The sequence below is a fragment of the Enterobacter cloacae genome, from assembly GCF_013375935.1.
GTDB classification, from domain to species: Bacteria; Pseudomonadota; Gammaproteobacteria; order Enterobacterales; family Enterobacteriaceae; genus Enterobacter; species Enterobacter pasteurii.
The window spans coordinates 2,962,139-2,982,085 of record NZ_CP056117.1; the positions used below are offsets into that span (position 1 = coordinate 2,962,139).

The window sequence follows — 19,947 nt, forward strand, 5'->3', positions numbered from 1 at the left end:
CTTTTTATGGCAGGTCATAGTAAGTGGGCCAACACCAAACACCGTAAAGCGGCGCAGGATGCCAAACGCGGTAAAATCTTTACCAAAATCATTCGTGAGCTGGTAACAGCGGCGCGTCTGGGCGGCGGCGATCCGGCCTCTAACCCGCGCCTGCGTGCGGCGGTTGATAAAGCTCTGTCCAACAACATGACGCGCGACACCCTTAACCGTGCAATCGCGCGCGGCGTGGGCGGTGATGAAGACGCGAATATGGAAACCATCATTTATGAAGGTTACGGCCCTGGCGGTACGGCGGTCATGGTTGAATGCCTGTCAGACAACCGCAACCGTACCGTTGCGGAAGTGCGCCACGCGTTCACCAAAACCGGCGGTAACCTGGGCACCGACGGTTCCGTTGCCTACCTGTTCAGCAAAAAAGGCGTCATCTCCTTCGAGAAAGGCGACGAAGACGTCATCATGGAAGCGGCGCTGGAAGCGGGCGCGGAAGACGTGGTGACCTACGACGACGGCGCTATCGACGTTTATACCGCGTGGGAAGAGATGGGTGCCGTGCGCGATGCGCTGGAAGCGGCTGGCCTGAAGGCGGATAACGCTGAAGTGTCCATGATCCCGTCCACCAAAGCGGATATGGATGCGGAAACCGCACCGAAGCTGCTGCGTCTGATCGACATGCTCGAAGACTGCGACGACGTGCAGGAAGTGTATCACAACGGTGAAATCTCTGATGAGGTTGCAGCGACTCTCTGATGAGAGCGTTTAAATCCGTTAAAGGAGACGCGTGATGTCGATTATCCTCGGGATTGACCCCGGCTCACGCGTCACCGGTTATGGCGTTATTCGTCAGGTGGGACGCCAGCTAACCTATCTCGGCAGCGGCTGTATTCGCACCAAAGTGGACGATTTGCCGTCACGTCTGAAACTCATTTATGCGGGCGTGTCGGAGATTATCACGCAGTTTCAGCCCGACTATTTCGCCATCGAGCAGGTCTTTATGGCGAAAAACGCGGACTCGGCGTTAAAGCTCGGCCAGGCTCGCGGCGTGGCGATTGTTGCCGCCGTAAATCAGGATCTGCCCGTGTTCGAGTACGCGGCTCGTCAGGTTAAGCAGACGGTGGTAGGGATTGGCAGCGCGGAGAAAAGTCAGGTCCAGCACATGGTGCGTACCCTGCTGAAGCTCCCCGCGAACCCGCAGGCCGATGCCGCCGACGCGCTGGCAATTGCGATTACCCACTGCCACGTCAGCCAGAACGCGATGCAGATGAGCGAGTCGCGGCTCAATCTGGCGCGAGGCAGGTTACGATAATCAGAAATCAGGCTGGATGTTTATCCAGCCTTTTTTTATTATGTCGCAAATCAAAAATTTCTTAGAACGCAGGAGCGTCACGTGATAGGCAGACTCAGAGGCATCATCATTGAAAAACAACCCCCGTTAGTGCTGCTGGAAGTGGGCGGCGTGGGCTATGAAGTCCATATGCCGATGACCTGCTTCTACGAGCTGCCGGACGCGGGCAAAGAGGCTACCGTCTTTACCCAGTTTGTGGTGCGTGAAGATGCTCAGCTGCTGTACGGCTTCAACAACAAACAGGAACGCACCCTGTTCCGCGAGCTGATTAAAACCAACGGCGTCGGGCCGAAGCTGGCGCTGGCGATTTTATCCGGCATGTCGGCCCCGCAGTTTGTGAATGCCGTTGAGCGTGAAGATCCCGCGGCGCTGATTAAGCTCCCGGGCATCGGCAAGAAAACCGCCGAGCGCCTGATCGTCGAGATGAAAGACCGCTTTAAGGGGCTGCATGGCGATCTGTTCACCCCGGCCGCCGACCTGGTGCTGACTTCTCCAGGCGCCCCGGCGTCGGATGACGATGCCGAGCAGGAAGCGGTTGCCGCGCTGGTGGCGCTGGGCTATAAACCTCAGGAGGCCAGCCGGATGGTGAGCAAAATCGCTAAACCGGATGCCAGCAGTGAAACCCTGATTCGTGAAGCGCTGCGCGCTGCATTGTGAGGTAAAGGATGATTGAAGCAGACCGCCTGGTATCGGCAGGCACCATTCAGCCAGATGACGTGGTGGATCGGGCGATCCGCCCGAAGCTGCTGGATGAGTACATCGGCCAGCCGCAGGTACGCTCTCAGATGGAAATTTTCATCCAGGCGGCAAAGCTGCGCGGCGATGCGCTCGATCACCTGCTGATTTTCGGCCCGCCGGGGTTAGGTAAAACAACCCTCGCGAATATCGTCGCCAACGAAATGGGCGTAAATCTGCGCACCACTTCCGGCCCGGTGCTTGAGAAAGCAGGGGATCTGGCGGCGATGCTGACCAACCTCGAGCCGCACGACGTGCTGTTCATCGATGAAATTCACCGCCTGTCGCCGGTGGTGGAGGAAGTGCTCTATCCGGCGATGGAAGATTACCAGCTGGATATCATGATTGGAGAAGGGCCGGCCGCGCGCTCCATTAAAATCGATCTGCCGCCGTTTACCCTGATTGGCGCCACGACGCGCGCCGGATCGCTGACCTCTCCGCTGCGCGACCGTTTTGGTATCGTGCAGCGCCTGGAGTTTTATCAGGTGCCCGATCTTCAGCACATTGTGGGCCGCAGCGCGCGCTACATGGGGCTGGATATGAGCGAAGAGGGGGCGTTTGAAGTGGCGAAGCGTTCCCGCGGTACCCCGCGTATCGCCAACCGTCTGCTGCGCCGCGTACGTGACTTTGCCGAGGTGAAGCACGATGGAACCATCTCGGCCGAAATTGCCGCCCAGGCGCTGGATATGCTGAACGTGGATGCTGAAGGCTTTGACTATATGGACCGTAAGCTGCTGCTGGCGGTGCTGGACAAGTTCTTTGGCGGGCCGGTGGGGCTGGATAACCTCGCGGCGGCGATTGGCGAAGAGCGTGAGACAATTGAAGATGTGCTGGAGCCCTATCTGATCCAGCAGGGCTTCCTGCAGCGTACGCCGCGTGGGCGTATGGCGACGGTGCGGGCGTGGAATCACTTCGGGATTACGCCACCGGCAATGCCGTAGCGTTCTGTTCCCTCTCCCGTAGGAGAGGGGCAGGGTGAGGGCATCAGCGCCCTCGAGGTCAGCTTGCCGTCTTCTTCATCATGCTGAAAATGAACAACACCGCCGCGCAGAGGACCACCGACGGCCCCGCGGGCGTGTCGTAAAACGCCGAGAAGGTTAACCCCCCCGTCACCGCAATCATCCCGATAATCACCGCAATCCCCGCCATCTGTTCCGGCGTACGGGCAAAACGACGCGCCGTGGCGGCAGGGATAATCAGCAGCGACGTAATGATTAGCGCGCCGACAAACTTCATCGCCACGCCGATGGTTAACCCCGTGACCAGCATCAGCAGGAGCTTCACGCGCTGAAGCTTCACGCCGTCGACAAAGGCCAGATCCGGGCTGACGGTCATCGCCAGCAGGTTTCGCCACTGCCACAGCAGAATTCCCAGCACCACCACCACGCCGATGGCTATCGACATCAGATCCTCTGGCGTGACGGCCAGCAGATCGCCGAACAGATAGGCCATCAGGTCAACGCGGATGTTGGCCATCAGGCTCACCACCACCAGCCCCAGCGACAGGGCGCTGTGCGCCATAATGCCGAGCAGGGTATCGATGGCGAGGTGAGGACGCTTCTCCAGCCAGACCAGGCCGCCGGCCAGCAGGAGCGTGACGACAATGACGGCATAAAACGGATTCACGTCCAGCAGCAGTCCAAACGCGACGCCCAGCAGCGAGGCGTGGGCCAGCGTATCGCCAAAGTAGGACATTCTGCGCCATACCACAAACGACCCGAGCGGGCCTGCGGCGCACGCGAGCATAATCCCGGCCAGCCAGCCGGGCAGTAACAGTTCAATCATGAGTGTCCATTTCCCCGACGCAGGACAATTCGTCCCTGTAAATCATGGCGGTGATTGTGATTATGGCGATAGATGCCCAGCTGTTCGGCGCCGCGATGGCCAAACATGGAGATAAATTCCGGATGCATAGAAACCACTTCCGGCGTGCCGGAACAGCAAATGTGATGGTTCAGGCACAGCACTTCGTCGGTTTTGGCCATCACCAGGTGCAGGTCATGGGAAACCATCAGCACCGCACAGTTAAGCTCCCGGCGCAGCTGGTCGATCAAATCGTACAGCGCCACCTGACCGTTAACGTCAACACCCTGGGTGGGTTCGTCCAGCACCAGCAGCTGAGGGCTGCTGAGCAGGGCGCGGGCAAGCAGGACGCGCTGGGTTTCACCCCCCGAGAGTTTTTGCAAAGGGGCATCGACGAGATGGCCCGCCTGAACGCGCTTCAGTGCCGGAAGGATATCCGCTTTACGGGTGCCGGGACGCAGGCGCAGGAAGCGGCTTACCGTCAGCGGCAGCGTGGCGTCGAGATGCAGCTTTTGCGGCACATAGCCGATACGCAATTTATCTTCGCGGACAATTACCCCTTCATCAGGCGCAACCAGACCTAACACGACGCGCACCAGCGTTGATTTACCCGCCCCGTTAGGGCCGAGCAGCGTCAGTATTTTGCCGGGCTTCAGATTCAGCGACACGTCAGAAAGGACGCGGCGCTGGCCGAACGAGACCGAAACATTTTCAAGAGAAACTAAAGTCGTCATGTCAATTTAAGCTTGCAGAAGTTATCGAATGTTATAATATCACATTCCACGCATTCATTACGATGATTAGTCGCATTATGTTACAGAAAAATACGCTTCTTTTCGCAGCTTTATCCGCTGCACTTTGGGGGACAACCGCACAAGATGTTAACGCTGCCGTTGTCGCTTCGCTTAAACCGCTTGGCTTTATCGCCGCTGCCATCGCAGATGGGGTAACGGAAACGCAGGTGCTGCTGCCTGACGGCGCCTCGGAGCATGATTACTCCCTGCGCCCGTCGGATGTAAAACGCTTACAGAACGCGGACTTAGTCGTCTGGATTGGTCCAGAGATGGAAGCCTTCATGCAAAAGTCGGCCAGTAAGGTCCCGGCAAATAAACAGGTCGCCATTGCCGGGTTGTCCGGGGTAAAACCGCTGCTCATGAAAGGGGCCGATGACGACGGTGACGAACACGACCACGGGCATGCTCACGACGAAAAAGGTGACGACCATCACCATCACGGTGAGTACAACATGCATCTCTGGCTTTCCCCAGAGATAGCGCGGCTTTCAGCGGTTGCAATCCACGACAAATTAGTGGAACTTATGCCGCAAAGTCGAGTCCAACTCGACGCCAACCTGAAGGATTTTGAGGCTCAGCTAGCCGCAACCGACAAACAGGTGGGTAACGAGCTCGCACCGCTTAAAGGAAAAGGGTATTTCGTTTTTCATGATGCTTACGGCTATTACGAGAAACATTACGGTCTGACCCCGCTGGGACACTTTACCGTCAACCCCGAAATTCAGCCTGGTGCGCAGCGTTTACATGAAATCAGAACACAGCTGGTTGAGCAAAAAGCGACGTGCGTTTTTGCTGAGCCACAGTTCAGGCCAGCGGTCGTAGAAGCCGTGGCCAGGGGAACATCCGTGCGCATGGGAACCCTTGACCCGCTAGGTACGAACATCCAGTTGAGCAAAGCGAGCTATTCGCAGTTCCTCAGCCAACTGGCGAATCAGTATGCGAGCTGCCTGAAAGGAGATTAACGAGGAAGTGAATACGTGCAACAGATAGCCCGCTCTGTCGCCCTGGCATTTAACAATCTGCCTCGACCCCACCGCGTTATGCTGGGGTCACTTACCGTTCTCACATTAGCGGTCGCCGTATGGCGACCCTATGTTTACCACCCGAGTTCTGCCCCTATCATCAAAACCATCGAACTGGAAAAGAGCGAAATTCGCTCTCTGCTGCCTGAGGCCAGCGAGCCTATCGACCAGGCTGCTCAGGAAGATGAAGCCATTCCCCAGGACGAGCTGGACGACAAAATCCAGAACGAAGCCGGCATCCATGAATATGTTGTTTCTACTGGCGATACGCTCAGCAGCGTTCTGAACCAGTACGGTATCGACATGGGCAACATCAGCCAGCTTGCTGCATCTGACAAAGAGCTGCGTAACCTGAAAATCGGTCAGCAGCTTTCCTGGACCTTAACCCCTGACGGCGACCTGCAGCGCCTGACCTGGGAAATGTCCCGTCGCGAAACCCGCACCTACGATCGCACCGCAAACGGTTTCAAAATGACCAGCGAAATGCAGCAGGGCGACTGGGTTAACAGCGTGATGAGCGGAACCGTTGGCGGCAGCTTTGTTTCCAGCGCCCGCGACGCCGGCCTGACCAGCGCTGAAATCAGCTCGGTAATTAAAGCCATGCAGTGGCAGATGGATTTCCGCAAGCTGAAGAAAGGCGATCGCTTCTCGGTGCTGATGTCTCGCGAAATGCTGGACGGCAAGCGTGAACAGAGCCAGCTGGTGGGCGTGCGTCTGCGTTCCGATGGCAAAGACTACTACGCGATCCGCGCGGAAGACGGCAAGTTCTATGACCGCAGCGGTACCGGTCTGGCAAAAGGCTTCCTGCGTTTCCCGACGGCTAAACAGTTCCGCGTCTCCTCCAACTTCAACCCGCGTCGTCTGAACCCGGTCACCGGACGCGTTGCGCCGCACCGTGGCGTTGACTTCGCAATGCCGCAGGGCACGCCGGTGCTGGCGGTAGGGGATGGTGAAGTGGTGATGGCTAAGCGCAGCGGCGCTGCCGGGTACTACGTTGCCATTCGTCACGGCCGCACGTACACCACCCGCTATATGCACCTGCGCAAGCTGCTGGTCAAGCCGGGCCAGAAGGTGAAGCGCGGTGACCGCATCGCGCTGTCCGGTAATACCGGTCGTTCGACCGGTCCGCACCTGCACTATGAAGTGTGGATCAACCAGCAGGCGGTTAACCCGCTCACGGCGAAACTGCCGCGCACCGAAGGGCTGACCGGCAAAGATCGTAAAGATTATCTGGCGCAGGTGAAAGAGGTTATGCCGCAGCTGCGCTTCGACTAAGCCTTCCGTATGTGAATAAAGCCGGCGTCAGTGTGCGCCGGCTTTTTCTTTTGTACGAGGAGCGCTGCCTCGCTACACTATCTGCATAATTTTTTGCGTCACCAGACCCTGGAACCCGCATGGAAACCAAAAAAAACAATATTGAGTACATTCCCGAGTTTGAAAAATCCTTTCGCCACCCGCGTAACTGGGGCGCCTGGCTTGGCGTTTACGCGTTTGCCGGCATGGCGCTTTTACCTGCTTCGGTCCGCGATCCGGTGCTCGGCACCGTGGGACGCCTTGCGGGCCGCCTGGGAAAAAGCGCGCGCCGCCGTGCGCAAATTAACCTGCTGTACTGTTTCCCGGATAAAAGCGACGCCGAACGCGAGGCCATCATTGATGCTATGTATACCACCGCGCCACAGGCGATGGCGATGATGGCGGAGCTGGCGCTGAAGGGGCCTGAGAAGATCGTCGGCCGCGTTGACTGGAAGGGGCTGGAAATCATTGACGAAATGCGTCGCAACGACGAGAAGGTGATTTTCCTGGTGCCGCACGGCTGGGGCGTCGACATTCCGGCGATGCTAATGGCCTCGCAGGGGCAGAAGATGGCGGCGATGTTCCATAACCAGGGTAACAAAATCTACGATTTCGTCTGGAATACCGTGCGCCGTCGCTTTGGCGGACGCTTGCATGCCCGTAACGATGGGATCAAACCCTTCATTCAGTCTGTACGTCAGGGCTACTGGGGCTACTACCTGCCCGATCAGGACCACGGCCCGGAGCACAGCGAATTTGTCGATTTCTTCGCGACCTATAAGGCAACGCTGCCCGCGATTGGCCGCCTGATGAAGGTCTGCCGCGCCCGGGTGATCCCGCTGTTCCCGGTTTATGACGGTAAAACGCATCGACTGAGCATTGAGGTACGTCCGCCGATGGACGATCTGCTTACCGCAGACGATCGCACCATTGCACGTCGTATGAATGAAGAGGTGGAGCTGCTGGTGGGGCCGCACAAGGAGCAGTATACGTGGATCCTGAAGCTGCTTAAAACACGTAAACCGGGTGAAACGGAGCCGTACAAGCGTAAAGAGCTTTTCCCGAAGAAATAGAAAACCTTCACCTTATCCCTCTCCCCCTTAGGGGAGAGGGGATCGGATCTTACTCTACGGTCAGTACGCGGGTGGTATTGGTTGAGCCGATGGTGCTCATCACGTCGCCCTGCGTCACGATGACGATGTCACCCGACACCAGGTAGCCTTTGTCGCGAAGCAGGTTCACCGCATCGTGCGCCGCGGCCACGCCGTCGTTGGTGCTGTCGAAATGCACGGGCGTAACGCCGCGATACAGCGCCGTCAGGTTCAGCGTACGCTCGTGGCGGGACATCGCGAAGATCGGCAGGCCGGAGCTGATACGGGACGTCATCAGCGCGGTGCGGCCGGATTCGGTCATGGTGATGATCGCCGTAACCCCTTTCAGGTGGTTGGCGGCATACATCGCGGACATCGCGATTGCTTCTTCCACATTGTCGAACTGAATATCCAGGCGGTGCTTGGAGACGTTAATGCTTGGGATCTTCTCTGCACCCAGACAGACGCGCGCCATTGCGGCTACGGTTTCCGCCGGATACTGGCCCGCAGCGGTTTCTGCGGACAGCATCACCGCATCGGTACCGTCCAGCACGGCGTTGGCCACGTCCATGACTTCCGCACGGGTAGGCATCGGGTTGGTGATCATGGATTCCATCATCTGGGTAGCGGTGATCACCGCACGGTTCAACTGACGCGCGCGACGGATCAGCGCTTTCTGGATGCCGACCAGCTCAGGGTCGCCAATTTCCACGCCAAGGTCACCACGGGCAACCATCACCACGTCAGACGCCAGGATTACGTCGTCCATCGCGTCCTGATCGCATACGGCTTCAGCGCGTTCAACTTTGGCAACGATTTTCGCATCGCAGCCTGCATCGCGCGCCAGGCGGCGGGCATAGTTCAGATCTTCGCCGCAGCGCGGGAAGGAGACGGCCAGGTAATCCACGCCAATCTGCGCTGCGGTGACGATATCCGCTTTGTCTTTATCGGTCAGCGCTTCGGCAGACAGGCCACCGCCGAGCTTGTTAATGCCTTTGTTGTTGGAGAGCGGGCCGCCGACGGTCACTTCGGTGAATACCTTCATGCCCTGAACTTCCAGCACTTTCAGCTGCACGCGGCCATCGTCCAGCAGCAGGATGTCGCCTGGCACAACGTCAGCAGGCAGGCCTTTATAGTCGATACCCACTTTCTCTTTATCGCCTTCGCCTTTGCTCAGGTTGGCATCCAGCAGGAATTTATCGCCGATGTTGAGGAAGACTTTGCCTTCTTTGAAGGTCGATACGCGAATTTTTGGACCCTGGAGGTCACCGAGGATAGCAACGTGGCGGCCCAGTTTTGCCGCGATTTCACGGACTTTGTCGGCACGTAACTTATGGTCTTCTGGCGTACCGTGAGAGAAGTTCATACGCACCACGTTGGCACCCGCGGCGATAATCTTTTCGAGGTTATTATCGCGGTCGGTGGCCGGGCCTAAGGTGGTGACGATCTTGGTTCTGCGAAGCCTTCTGGACATGTAATACTCCGTTGACTGAAACAACTTTGGTGTTGCGTGAACATTGAATCGATCTTCATCTATCGCAAGGCAGTAGCGAGCGGACCGAATGCCGTAAATCGTACATCGTAGTTATTAGGGAACATCGCTCTTTATAAGCAATTCTTTATCAAAACGCGATTCTTTCAGGGCTTCCTTGACCCGCTTCAAGTTATCCCGGAATTTTGCGCCCCGGCGTAAAGTAAAACCGGTCGCCAGCACGTCGATGACCGTCAGCTGCGCCAGGCGGGAGACCATCGGCATGTACATGTCGGTGTCCTCCGGCACGTCCAGCGTAATGGCGAGCGTTGCTTCGCGCGCCAGCGGGGTGCCTGCTGTCGTCAGGGCTATCACCATCGCATCGTTGTCGCGCGCGAGCTGCGCCAGCTCTACCTGGCTCTTGGTGCGACCGGTGTGCGAGATGAGAACCACCACATCGTCTTCGCTACAGTTCATACAGCTCATGCGTTGCAGCACAATGTCATCGGAGTAAATCACCGGCACGTTGAAGCGAAAGAACTTGTTCATCGCGTCATGGGCCACGGCAGCGGACGAGCCGAGGCCAAAGAAGGCAATCCGCTTGGCCTGGGTGAGCAGATCGACCGCACGGTTAACTGAACTCATCTCAAGCGACTGACGAACGTGGTCGAGGGTGGCCATTGCCGATTCAAATATTTTCGCCGTGTAGGCATCAACGCTGTCGTCTTCATCCACATTGCGATTAACATACGGGGTGCCGTTTGCCAGACTTTGGGCCAGATGCGGTTTAAAATCAGGAAAGCCGCGGGTGTCCAGACTACGACAGAATCGATTTACCGTCGGTTCGCTGACGCCCGATTCCTGAGCCAGAGCGGCGATGCTTGAATGAATCGCCTGAGCGGGAGCGGCAAGAATAACTTCAGCCACTTTGCGCTCGGATTTGCTAAGGTGTTCCAGTTGAAACTGGATTTTTTCCAGCATGTTCATTGTTAACAAGACGCTCGTGGGGGCAGAAACGATTTCATTAATAGATGAAATCCTGAGTCGATGTAGCCGATATTACCCCCGGGATTCCCGAAAGGGTAATCGTCGACAAGAAATGTTGTTGTTTTTTTTCATTACTTGATCGATGTCGGGTTTTACTGTGGCCGCGTTGCGCAAAGAATCGACGTTTGTTGCGTCATTGGGTCGCTGCTTACGCGCCTGACCGGCGAAAAATCGCCGTATCGCACGCGACGTTAAGCGCTAATGGTTTCAGGAAACTCGTAAAAGCAGTACAGTGCATTGTAATAAAATTACAACGATACCTGGCAGAGTACCAGGGGATCTAACTGAGGAGAATGACATGGCGGTAACGCAAACAGCCCAGGCATGTGACCTGGTCATTTTCGGCGCGAAAGGCGATCTTGCACGCCGGAAATTGCTGCCTTCCCTGTATCAGCTGGAAAAAGCGGGCCAGATCCATCCCGACACCCGTATTCTGGGGGTAGGGCGCGCCGACTGGGATAAGGAAGCTTATACCAAAGTGGTGCGCGAGGCGCTCGAAACGTTCATGAAGGAAAAAATTGATGAAAGCCTGTGGGATACGCTGAGCGGGCGCCTCGATTTCTGCAACCTGGACGTGAACGACGTCAGCGCCTTTACCCGTCTGGGCGACATGCTGGACCAGAAAAATCGCGTCACCATTAACTATTTCGCGATGCCGCCAAGCACCTTCGGCGCCATCTGCAAAGGCCTGGGCGAAGCGAAGCTGAACGCCAAGCCGGCGCGCGTCGTGATGGAAAAACCGCTGGGCACCTCGCTTTCAACCTCCCGTGAAATTAACGACCAGGTGGGCGAGTACTTCGAAGAGTGTCAGGTCTACCGTATTGACCACTACCTGGGGAAAGAGACGGTACTGAACCTGCTGGCGCTGCGTTTTGCCAACTCCCTGTTCGTGAATAACTGGGACAACCGCACTATCGACCACGTGGAAATCACCGTGGCGGAAGAGGTGGGCATCGAAGGCCGCTGGGGCTACTTCGACCAGGCAGGCCAGATGCGCGACATGATCCAGAACCACCTGCTGCAAATCCTGTGCATGATTGCCATGTCTCCACCGTCGGATCTGACGGCAGACAGCATCCGTGACGCCAAGGTAAAAGTACTGAAATCCCTGCGCCGCATTGACCGCTCCAACGTGCGCGAGAAAACCGTGCGCGGCCAGTACACCGCTGGCTTTGCTCAGGGTAAAAAAGTGCCGGGCTACCTGGAAGAAGAGGGCGCGAATAAGTCCAGTAACACGGAAACGTTTGTGGCGATCCGCGTGGATATCGACGACTGGCGCTGGGCCGGCGTTCCGTTCTACCTGCGTACCGGTAAACGTCTGCCTGCGAAATGCTCCGAAGTGGTGGTCTACTTCAAAAACCCGGAACTGAACCTGTTTAAGGAGTCCTGGCAGGAGCTGCCGCAGAACAAGCTGACCATCCGTCTGCAGCCGGACGAGGGTGTGGATATTCAGATCCTGAACAAGGTGCCGGGCCTCGATCACAAGCACAACCTGCAAACCACCAAGCTGGATCTGAGCTACTCCGAAACCTTTAACCAGACGCACCTGGCCGATGCTTACGAGCGTCTGCTGCTGGAAACCATGCGCGGCATTCAGGCGCTGTTCGTTCGTCGCGATGAGGTGGAAGAGGCGTGGAAGTGGGTCGACTCAATTACCGAAGCCTGGGCTGCCGATCAGGACGCGCCAAAACCGTATCAGGCGGGAACGTGGGGTCCTGTCGCCTCCGTTGCGATGATCACCCGCGATGGCCGCTCCTGGAACGAGTTTGAGTAAATCGTCCTCTAGCCCGAAGGTGTTATTTTACCGGTAACATGATCTAACACAGCAACGGGCACAATTTTTAATCTTTTAAGCTCCGCGTGGATTCACCCGCGGGGCTTTTTTTATTACACTTCCGGAAGACATTTTGCCCCTGTGCTCCGGATACCAGGCGTTTCAGCGTTGTTAACCATCGCCAGAGACTATGTAAACTCCCGAGCCCGGACAGATAAATTAGAGGAGCTTTTATGAATCCGACATTGTTACGCGTAACACAGCGCATTATTGAGCGCTCGAAAGAGACCCGTTCAGCCTACCTTGCCCGCATCGAACAGGCGAAGAGCGAAACGGTTCACCGATCGCAGCTGGCATGCGGCAATCTGGCCCACGGCTTTGCGGCCTGCCAGCCCGGTGATAAAGACGCGCTGAAGAGCATGCTGCGTAACAATATCGCCATCATTACCTCCTACAACGACATGCTCTCTGCGCACCAGCCGTATGAGGTCTACCCGACTATCATCCGCAACGCGCTGCACAGCGTAAACGCGGTGGGGCAGGTCGCGGGCGGCGTGCCGGCCATGTGCGACGGCGTGACTCAGGGGCAGGACGGCATGGAGCTGTCGCTGCTGAGCCGCGAGGTGATCGCCATGTCGGCGGCGGTTGGCCTGTCTCACAATATGTTTGATGGCGCGCTCTATCTGGGCGTCTGCGATAAAATCGTCCCCGGCCTGGTGATGGCCGCGCTGTCGTTTGGCCATCTGCCCGCGATTTTTGTGCCGTCAGGCCCGATGGCAAGCGGTTTGCCGAATAAAGAAAAAGTGCGTATCCGCCAGCTGCACGCTGAAGGGAAGGCGGATCGTCAGGCGCTGCTGGAAGCGGAAGCCGCGTCCTACCACGCGCCGGGCACCTGTACCTTCTACGGTACGGCTAACACCAACCAGATGGTGGTGGAGTTCATGGGGATGCAGCTTCCGGGCTCGTCGTTCATCCAGCCGGATGCGCCACTGCGTAAAGCGCTGACCGAAGCCGCGGCCCGTCAGGTGACGCGTCTTACCGGCAACGGTAACGAGTGGATGCCGATGGGCAAAATGGTGGATGAAAAAGTCATCGTTAACGGCATTGTTGCCCTGCTGGCGACCGGCGGCTCAACCAACCACACCATGCACCTTGTCGCGATGGCGCGCGCGGCGGGCATTCTGATCAACTGGGATGACTTCTCCGATATCTCGTCCGTGGTGCCGCTGATGGCGCGCCTGTACCCGAACGGTCCGGCGGACATCAACCACTTCCAGGCGGCAGGCGGGGTGCCAGTGCTGATGCGCGAGCTGCTGAAGGGCGGGCTGCTGCATGAGGACGTGAACACGGTGGCGGGCTTTGGCCTGCACCGCTATACCCTGGAGCCGTGGCTGAACAACGGTGAGCTGGACTGGCGCGAAGGGGCGAGCCACTCTCTCGATCCGCAGGTCATCGCAACCTTCGAGCAGCCGTTCTCTCCTCACGGCGGCACTAAGGTGCTGAGCGGCAACCTTGGCCGCGCGGTGATGAAAACCTCTGCCGTGCCGGAAGAGAACCAGGTTATCGAGGCGCCGGCGGTAGTGTTTGAAAGCCAGCATGACGTCTTACCTGCCTTTGAAGCAGGGCTGCTTGATAAAGACTGCGTGGTTGTAGTACGCCATCAGGGGCCAAAAGCGAACGGAATGCCAGAATTACATAAACTTATGCCGCCGCTTGGTGTATTATTGGACCGCCGTTTCAAAATTGCGCTGGTGACCGATGGACGCCTCTCGGGTGCGTCCGGTAAAGTGCCTTCTGCTATCCACGTCACTCCGGAAGCCTACGACGGTGGTTTGCTGGCGAAAGTGCGCGATGGTGACACGATCCGCGTTAACGGTCAGACAGGCGAGTTAACCCTGCTGGTGGATGAGGCCGAGCTGGCGGCACGTCAGCCGCACATTCCTGACCTGAGCGCGTCGCGCGTGGGTACCGGACGCGAAATGTTTGGCGCGCTGCGTGAGAAACTCTCCGGCGCGGAGCAGGGCGCAACCTGTATTACGTTTTAAGACGACTTGATTTTAACGATCTGGCGAGAGAAAACTCTGATGAAAAACTGGAAAACAAGTGCAGAAGCAATCCTGACCACTGGCCCTGTCGTGCCGGTTATCGTGGTGAATAAGCTGGAGCACGCCGTACCTATGGCGAAAGCGCTGGTTGCGGGCGGCGTTCGCGTTCTGGAAGTGACTCTGCGTACTGCCTGCGCGATGGACGCGATCCGCGCTATCGCGAAAGAAGTGCCGGAAGCCATCATCGGTGCGGGCACCGTTCTGAACGCGCAGCAGCTGGCGGAAGTGACCGAAGCGGGCGCGCAGTTTGCCATCAGCCCGGGCCTGACCGAGCCGCTGCTGAAAGCGGCAACCGAGGGCACCATTCCGCTGATCCCGGGTATCAGCACCGTCTCTGAGCTGATGCTGGGTATGGACTACGGTCTGAAAGAGTTCAAGTTCTTCCCGGCGGAAGCCAACGGCGGCACCAAAGCGCTACAGGCGATCGCGGGTCCCTTCTCACAGGTGCGTTTCTGCCCGACGGGCGGCATCTCTCCGGCCAACTACCGCGACTACCTGGCGCTGAAAAGCGTGCTGTGCATCGGTGGCTCCTGGCTGGTTCCGGCGGACGCGCTGGAAGCGGGCGACTGGGATCGCATCACTAAGCTGGCTCGCGAAGCGGTTGAAGGCGCGAAGCAGTAAGCCTGTTGCCGACCTGCAAACTAAAAACGGGCCTGATGGCCCGTTTTTTTATCCTTCGACCTTCACGGCTGCGGCGGCCGCTTTCGCCCTCGAGACGGCCTCGTCTACGGTATTACCCGTCGCTAAGGCCACGCCCAGACGACGGGTGCCGTCGATCTCCGGTTTACCAAACAGTCGGACCTGCATTCCGGCGCCAACCGCCCCTTCGACGTTATCAAAGGTAACGTTCTGGCTGGTCAGCTGCGGCAGAATAACCGCTGATGCCGCCGGGCCGTACTGGCGGATGCCGCCAACCGGCAGGCCGAGGAAAGCGCGTACGTGCAGCGCGAACTCGGAGAGATCCTGCGAAATCAGCGTAACCATTCCGGTATCGTGCGGGCGAGGGGAGACTTCGCTGAAAATCACCTCGTCACCGCATACAAACAGCTCGACGCCGAACAGGCCATAGCCCCCCAGGGCCAGCACCGTCTTGCGGGCGATTTCCCGCGCGCGCTCCAGCGCCAGGGCGCTCATCTGCTGCGGCTGCCAGGATTCGCGATAATCGCCGTCTTCCTGGCGATGGCCAATCGGATCGCAGAAATGGACGCCGTCCACGGCGCTGACGGTCAACAGGGTAATTTCAAAATCAAACTTCACCACGCCTTCCACGATGACGCGACCGGCCCCGGCACGACCGCCCTGCTGGGCATAGTCCCATGCCGTGTCCAGCGTGCTGCTGTCGCGGATAAAGCTCTGCCCTTTGCCGGAGGAGCTCATCACGGGCTTAACGATGCACGGGTAGCCAATTTCTTCAACGGCCTGAACAAACCCGGCTTTATCGCCGGCAAAACGGTAGCTGGAGGTCGGAAGCTGCAGCTCCTCGGCCGCCAGACGACGTATACCTTCGCGGTTCATGGTCAGTTTTGCCGCCTTAGCACAGGGCACCACGCGCTGTCCCTCCTGCTCAAGGGCGATCAGCATATCGGTGGCAATGGCTTCAATCTCCGGTACCACGAAATCCGGCTTTTCCCCGGCAATTAACGAGCGCAGGGCGTTACCGTCAAGCATGTCGATAACGTGCGAGCGGTGAGCCACGTGCATGGCAGGTGCATCCCTATAACGGTCAACCGCAATCACCTCGACGCCCAAACGCTGGCACTCTATGGCGACTTCTTTTCCCAGTTCGCCCGATCCTAACAGCATGACGCGCGTCGCGGCAGGACGCAGCGCAGTTCCTAAACGAGTCATAAAAATCCCCCTGAAAACGATGCGGGCAGTATAAACGAAAACGTTTGCGTCTGTCTTGCCCGTGACCGCCGCAGCAGGCGAGAAATTTGCGCTTCTTTAGCACTGACAGACATTTCCTGACACCTGCTCGCTTAGGCTGTGAACGTTAAGCACCGTTACGTGAGGAAAAATATGTCAGGCTGGATGAATCAACTGCAATCCCTGTTGGGACAAAAAGGCTCGTCGTCCGGCGAGCAGGGGCTAAGCAAGCTGCTGGTGCCGGGCGCGCTCGGCGGGCTGGCCGGCTTGCTGGTCGCCAATAAATCATCGCGCAAGCTGCTCACTAAATACGGCACCGGCGCGCTGCTGGCGGGCGGAGGGGCCATTGCGGGCTCCGTTTTGTGGAACAAATATAAAGACAAGGTGCGCAGCGCGCATCAGGATGAACCGCAGTACGGAAACCAGGTGTCGCCGTTAGATTTACGCACCGAGCGGCTGCTCCTCGCGCTGGTGTTTGCGGCCAAAAGCGACGGCCATATCGACGATAACGAACGCGCCGCGATTGACCAGCAGATGCGCGAAGCGGGCGTTGAGGAGCAGGGCAGGGCGCTGGTGGCGAAAGCTATCGAACAGCCGCTCGATCCGCAACGCCTGGCGCAGGGCGTAAAAAACGAAGAAGAGGCGCTTGAACTCTACTTCCTGAGCTGTGCCGCCATCGACATCGACCACTTTATGGAGCGAAGCTACCTGAACGCGCTGGGCGATGCGCTGAAGATCCCGCAGGACGTTCGCGAGGGCATCGAGAAGGATATCCAGCAGCAGAAACAGGCGCTTGTGGGCTAGGAGGCCATGTTTCGCTTGCATCATGCGCGCGTTTTGCCAACCTTATAGGATGTAAAACGAAAAAGTAAGAATGCCATGCCTCCAAAAGCCCGACGTACTCCTTATGCGATCGTCACGCATGGCGATACGCGTATAGATAACTACTACTGGCTGCGGGACGACTCTCGTTCCCGGCCAGAAGTGCTCGACTATCTGCACGAAGAAAACGACTATGGCCGAAAGGTCATGGGCACCCAGCAGGCGCTTCAGGATAGGCTGCTGAATGAAATGGTGCAGCGTATCCCCCAGCGCGATATCTCCGCCCCGTGGACCAAAAACGGCTATCGCTATCGCCATATCTATGAACCCGGAAACGAGTATCCCATCTACCAGCGACAGTCGGTGCTGAGCGCCGAGTGGGACGAATGGGATATACTGCTGGATGCCAACAGGCGTGCGGCCCACAGCGAGTTTTACACCCTGGGCGGCATGTCGATCTCACCGGATAACGCCATTATGGCGCTGGCTGAGGATTACCTCTCCCGCCGCCAATACGGGTTGCGTTTTCGCAATCTCGAAACGGGAAACTGGTATCCCGAGATGCTGGAAAATGTCTCCCCGGATTTCGTCTGGGGCAACGATTCGGAAACGGTCTACTACGTTAAAAAGCATGCCTCAACGCTGCTGCCTTACCAGGTGTGGCGTCATACGGTAGGGACCGATTCCGCCGACGATGAACTGGTCTACGAGGAAAAAGACGAAACGTTCTACGTCAGCCTGCATAAAACGTCATCGCGCCACTACGTGATTATTTTCCTCTCCAGCGCCACGACATCCGAAGTGCTGCTGCTGGATGCCGAACTGCCGGATGCGCAGCCTTTGTGCTTCCTGCCGCGCCGTAAAGATCATGAGTACAGCCTCGATCACTTCCAGCACAGCTTTTACCTGCGCTCCAACCGGGAGGGCAAAAACTTTGGTCTCTATAAGACCAAAGTACGCGATGAACGCAAGTGGGAAGTGTTAATTCCCGCGCGCGATCAGGTGATGCTTGAGGGCTTTACCCTGTTCACCGACTGGCTGGTGGTGGAGGAGCGACAGCGCGGGCTGACCAGTATCCGCCAGATCAACCGCAAAACCCGCGAGGTGGTGGGCATTGCGTTTGACGATCCGGCCTACGTGACGTGGATTGGCTTTAACCCGGAACCGGAATCGTCACGTCTGCGGTACGGGTATTCCTCCATGACCACCCCGGATACGCTGTTTGAGCTGGATATGGATACCGGGCAGCGTCAGGTGATTAAGCAGGCGGAGGTCAGAGGGTTCGAGTCGGAAAACTACCGCAGCGAGCACCTGTGGGTGACCGCGCGCGACGGCGTTGAAGTCCCCGTGTCCCTCGTCTATCACAAGGACCACTTCATCAAGGGCAAAAACCCCATTCTGGTCTACGGCTACGGCTCTTACGGATCCAGCATGGATGCCGATTTCAGCAGCAGCAGGCTGAGCCTGCTCGACCGCGGCTTTGTCTATGCCATCGCCCATATTCGCGGCGGCGGCGAGCTTGGGCAGCACTGGTATGAAGACGGTAAGTTCCTCAAAAAGAAAAACACCTTTAATGATTACCTTGACGTCTGCGACGCGCTGATCGCGCAGGGGTATGGCGATCCGCAGCTCTGCTTTGGCATGGGGGGCAGCGCGGGCGGAATGTTAATGGGGGCCGTAATCAACCAGCGTCCCGAACGTTTTAAGGGGGTTATCGCTCAGGTGCCGTTTGTGGACGTGGTGACGACCATGCTGGACGAGTCCATACCGCTGACGACCGGCGAGTTCGAGGAGTGGGGTAACCCGCAGGATGAAACGTATTACCGGTACATGAAGGAGTACAGCCCTTACGATAACGTCGAGGCGAAAGCCTACCCGCACATGCTGGTGACCACCGGCCTGCACGATTCTCAGGTCCAGTACTGGGAGCCCGCGAAATGGGTGGCGAAGCTGCGCGAGCTGAAAACCGACGATAACCTGCTGCTGCTGTGTACCGACATGGATTCCGGGCACGGCGGTAAGTCAGGGCGATTTAAATCGTACGAAGGGGTAGCGCTGGAGTACGCCTTTTTGATTGGCCTGGCGCAGGGCACGCTGCCAGGCCATACGGAAACTCAGGCTTCGCCTAAGTAATGCTTCAGCGTCAGGCGCAGTTCCGGGCTCATTCTGTCGAGGTTGTTATACAGCCAGCGCAGGTAGCCCGGATCCTTATCCGCGACTTCCGCCACCGGTTTTCCACGATATTTACCGAACGTGAAGGTGGTCAGGAGCGCGGGACGCCCGGTAATGGTGGCCATATCATCCGGCGTCCAGCCAGAGGTATTCATGATGTCTATGAGTAACGCGGCGGTGATGTAGCAGTCATACAGGGCCCGGTGATGGTGCAGCCCCTCCGGCGTCCGCACGCTGAGCTTGCGTGACTTATACAGCGCCATATTGCTGTACTTGATCCCCGGCCACAGGCGGCGCGCCAGCTTCATGGTGCAAATCCACTCGCCGGGCATTTCCGGCAGCACGCGGCGGTCAAAGCTGGCGTTGTGCGCCACGTACCACTGACTGCCGTGATAGTGAGGAATGATCTCTTCAATCCACGGCTTGTCCGCCACCATCGACTCCGTAATGCGATGAATGGCCATCGCCTGCGCGCTGATGGGGCGATCCGGCCGCACCAGGTGACTCATCGGGTTGACTATCTTTCCGTCAATCACGTCGACGGAAGCGACTTCCACAATTCCACCCTGCAAATCGCAAGTTTCGGTATCGATAACGCGCAGCATCGATC

Annotated in this window: 18 protein-coding genes; 12 read left to right on the forward strand and 6 right to left on the reverse strand. The window is 57.8% G+C overall.

The window, feature by feature from the left end; translation table 11 throughout:
* The first annotated feature begins 6 nt into the window (after positions 1-6).
* The 4 genes from HWQ14_RS13895 (at position 7) to ruvB (ending at position 3,018) form a co-directional block, all read left to right on the forward strand.
* Positions 7-747: a YebC/PmpR family DNA-binding transcriptional regulator gene (locus HWQ14_RS13895; protein ID WP_006176049.1), complete on the forward strand. Its 741-nt coding sequence runs from the start codon at positions 7-9 to the stop codon at positions 745-747.
* 34 nt (positions 748-781) lie between these two features.
* Positions 782-1,303, forward strand: coding sequence for a crossover junction endodeoxyribonuclease RuvC (ruvC, locus tag HWQ14_RS13900; RefSeq protein ID WP_003859749.1), 522 nt, complete (start codon positions 782-784; stop codon positions 1,301-1,303).
* Between the two features lie 81 nt (positions 1,304-1,384).
* Positions 1,385-1,999 carry a Holliday junction branch migration protein RuvA gene (gene ruvA, locus HWQ14_RS13905; RefSeq protein ID WP_148418075.1) on the forward strand — a complete coding sequence of 205 codons (615 nt, stop codon included), beginning with the start codon at positions 1,385-1,387 and terminating at the stop codon, positions 1,997-1,999.
* Positions 2,000-2,007: 8 nt separating this feature from the next.
* Positions 2,008-3,018: a Holliday junction branch migration DNA helicase RuvB gene (gene ruvB / locus HWQ14_RS13910; RefSeq protein ID WP_003859753.1), complete on the forward strand. Its 1,011-nt coding sequence runs from the start codon at positions 2,008-2,010 to the stop codon at positions 3,016-3,018.
* Between the two features lie 58 nt (positions 3,019-3,076).
* On the opposite strand, the gene znuB is transcribed toward ruvB, so the two are convergent.
* Together znuB and znuC are read right to left on the reverse strand one after the other, a co-directional pair.
* A complete protein-coding gene (znuB, locus tag HWQ14_RS13915) occupies positions 3,077-3,862 on the reverse strand; it encodes a zinc ABC transporter permease subunit ZnuB (protein WP_176610039.1) in 786 nt (261 codons plus the stop codon).
* Positions 3,859-4,614 carry a zinc ABC transporter ATP-binding protein ZnuC gene (znuC, locus tag HWQ14_RS13920; RefSeq protein WP_148418072.1) on the reverse strand — a complete coding sequence of 252 codons (756 nt, stop codon included), beginning with the start codon at positions 4,612-4,614 and terminating at the stop codon, positions 3,859-3,861. Before znuC ends, znuB begins: the two co-directional genes overlap by 4 nt.
* 77 nt (positions 4,615-4,691) lie before the next feature.
* Between znuC and znuA the strand changes: the two genes are divergently transcribed.
* From znuA to lpxM, 3 genes are all read left to right on the forward strand, one after another.
* Positions 4,692-5,636, forward strand: coding sequence for a zinc ABC transporter substrate-binding protein ZnuA (gene znuA, locus HWQ14_RS13925; protein WP_148418071.1), 945 nt, complete (start codon positions 4,692-4,694; stop codon positions 5,634-5,636).
* Positions 5,637-5,651: 15 nt separating this feature from the next.
* The gene (mepM, locus tag HWQ14_RS13930) at positions 5,652-6,971 is read left to right on the forward strand and encodes a murein DD-endopeptidase MepM (protein WP_148418070.1); all 1,320 of its coding nucleotides are present in this window, start codon (positions 5,652-5,654) and stop codon (positions 6,969-6,971) included.
* A gap of 119 nt (positions 6,972-7,090) precedes the next feature.
* On the forward strand, positions 7,091-8,062 hold the full coding sequence (gene lpxM / locus HWQ14_RS13935) for a lauroyl-Kdo(2)-lipid IV(A) myristoyltransferase (RefSeq protein WP_148418069.1): 972 nt from the start codon (positions 7,091-7,093) through the stop codon (positions 8,060-8,062).
* 49 nt (positions 8,063-8,111) lie between these two features.
* On the opposite strand, the gene pyk is transcribed toward lpxM, so the two are convergent.
* Both pyk and HWQ14_RS13945 read right to left on the reverse strand, forming a co-directional pair.
* Positions 8,112-9,554, reverse strand: coding sequence for a pyruvate kinase (pyk, locus tag HWQ14_RS13940; protein WP_010432595.1), 1,443 nt, complete (start codon positions 9,552-9,554; stop codon positions 8,112-8,114).
* 114 nt (positions 9,555-9,668) lie between these two features.
* Positions 9,669-10,538, reverse strand: coding sequence for a MurR/RpiR family transcriptional regulator (locus tag HWQ14_RS13945; protein ID WP_176611197.1), 870 nt, complete (start codon positions 10,536-10,538; stop codon positions 9,669-9,671).
* Positions 10,539-10,896: 358 nt separating this feature from the next.
* On the opposite strand from HWQ14_RS13945, the gene zwf reads away from it, so the two are divergent.
* The 3 genes from zwf to kdgA all read left to right on the forward strand — a co-directional run bounded on the left by zwf (position 10,897) and on the right by kdgA (position 15,098).
* The gene (gene zwf / locus HWQ14_RS13950; RefSeq protein WP_148418068.1) at positions 10,897-12,372 is read left to right on the forward strand and encodes a glucose-6-phosphate dehydrogenase; all 1,476 of its coding nucleotides are present in this window, start codon (positions 10,897-10,899) and stop codon (positions 12,370-12,372) included.
* Between the two features lie 233 nt (positions 12,373-12,605).
* Complete coding sequence (gene edd, locus HWQ14_RS13955) at positions 12,606-14,417, forward strand: phosphogluconate dehydratase (RefSeq protein ID WP_176610040.1); 1,812 nt, start codon at positions 12,606-12,608, stop codon at positions 14,415-14,417.
* A gap of 39 nt (positions 14,418-14,456) precedes the next feature.
* On the forward strand, positions 14,457-15,098 hold the full coding sequence (gene kdgA, locus HWQ14_RS13960; RefSeq protein WP_023300441.1) for a bifunctional 4-hydroxy-2-oxoglutarate aldolase/2-dehydro-3-deoxy-phosphogluconate aldolase: 642 nt from the start codon (positions 14,457-14,459) through the stop codon (positions 15,096-15,098).
* Between the two features lie 48 nt (positions 15,099-15,146).
* On the opposite strand, the gene purT is transcribed toward kdgA, so the two are convergent.
* Positions 15,147-16,325, reverse strand: coding sequence for a formate-dependent phosphoribosylglycinamide formyltransferase (gene purT, locus HWQ14_RS13965; RefSeq protein WP_176610041.1), 1,179 nt, complete (start codon positions 16,323-16,325; stop codon positions 15,147-15,149).
* 171 nt (positions 16,326-16,496) lie between these two features.
* Between purT and HWQ14_RS13970 the strand changes: the two genes are divergently transcribed.
* Both HWQ14_RS13970 and ptrB read left to right on the forward strand, forming a co-directional pair.
* A complete protein-coding gene (locus tag HWQ14_RS13970; RefSeq protein WP_148418065.1) occupies positions 16,497-17,147 on the forward strand; it encodes a tellurite resistance TerB family protein in 651 nt (216 codons plus the stop codon).
* 75 nt (positions 17,148-17,222) lie between these two features.
* A complete protein-coding gene (ptrB, locus tag HWQ14_RS13975) occupies positions 17,223-19,298 on the forward strand; it encodes an oligopeptidase B (RefSeq protein WP_176610042.1) in 2,076 nt (691 codons plus the stop codon).
* Here the strand turns inward: ptrB and exoX are convergent.
* Entirely contained in the window at positions 19,280-19,942 is a 663-nt protein-coding gene (gene exoX / locus HWQ14_RS13980; protein WP_148418063.1) for an exodeoxyribonuclease X, read from the reverse strand. The genes ptrB and exoX overlap by 19 nt on opposite strands.
* Between the last annotated feature and the right edge of the window lie 5 nt (positions 19,943-19,947).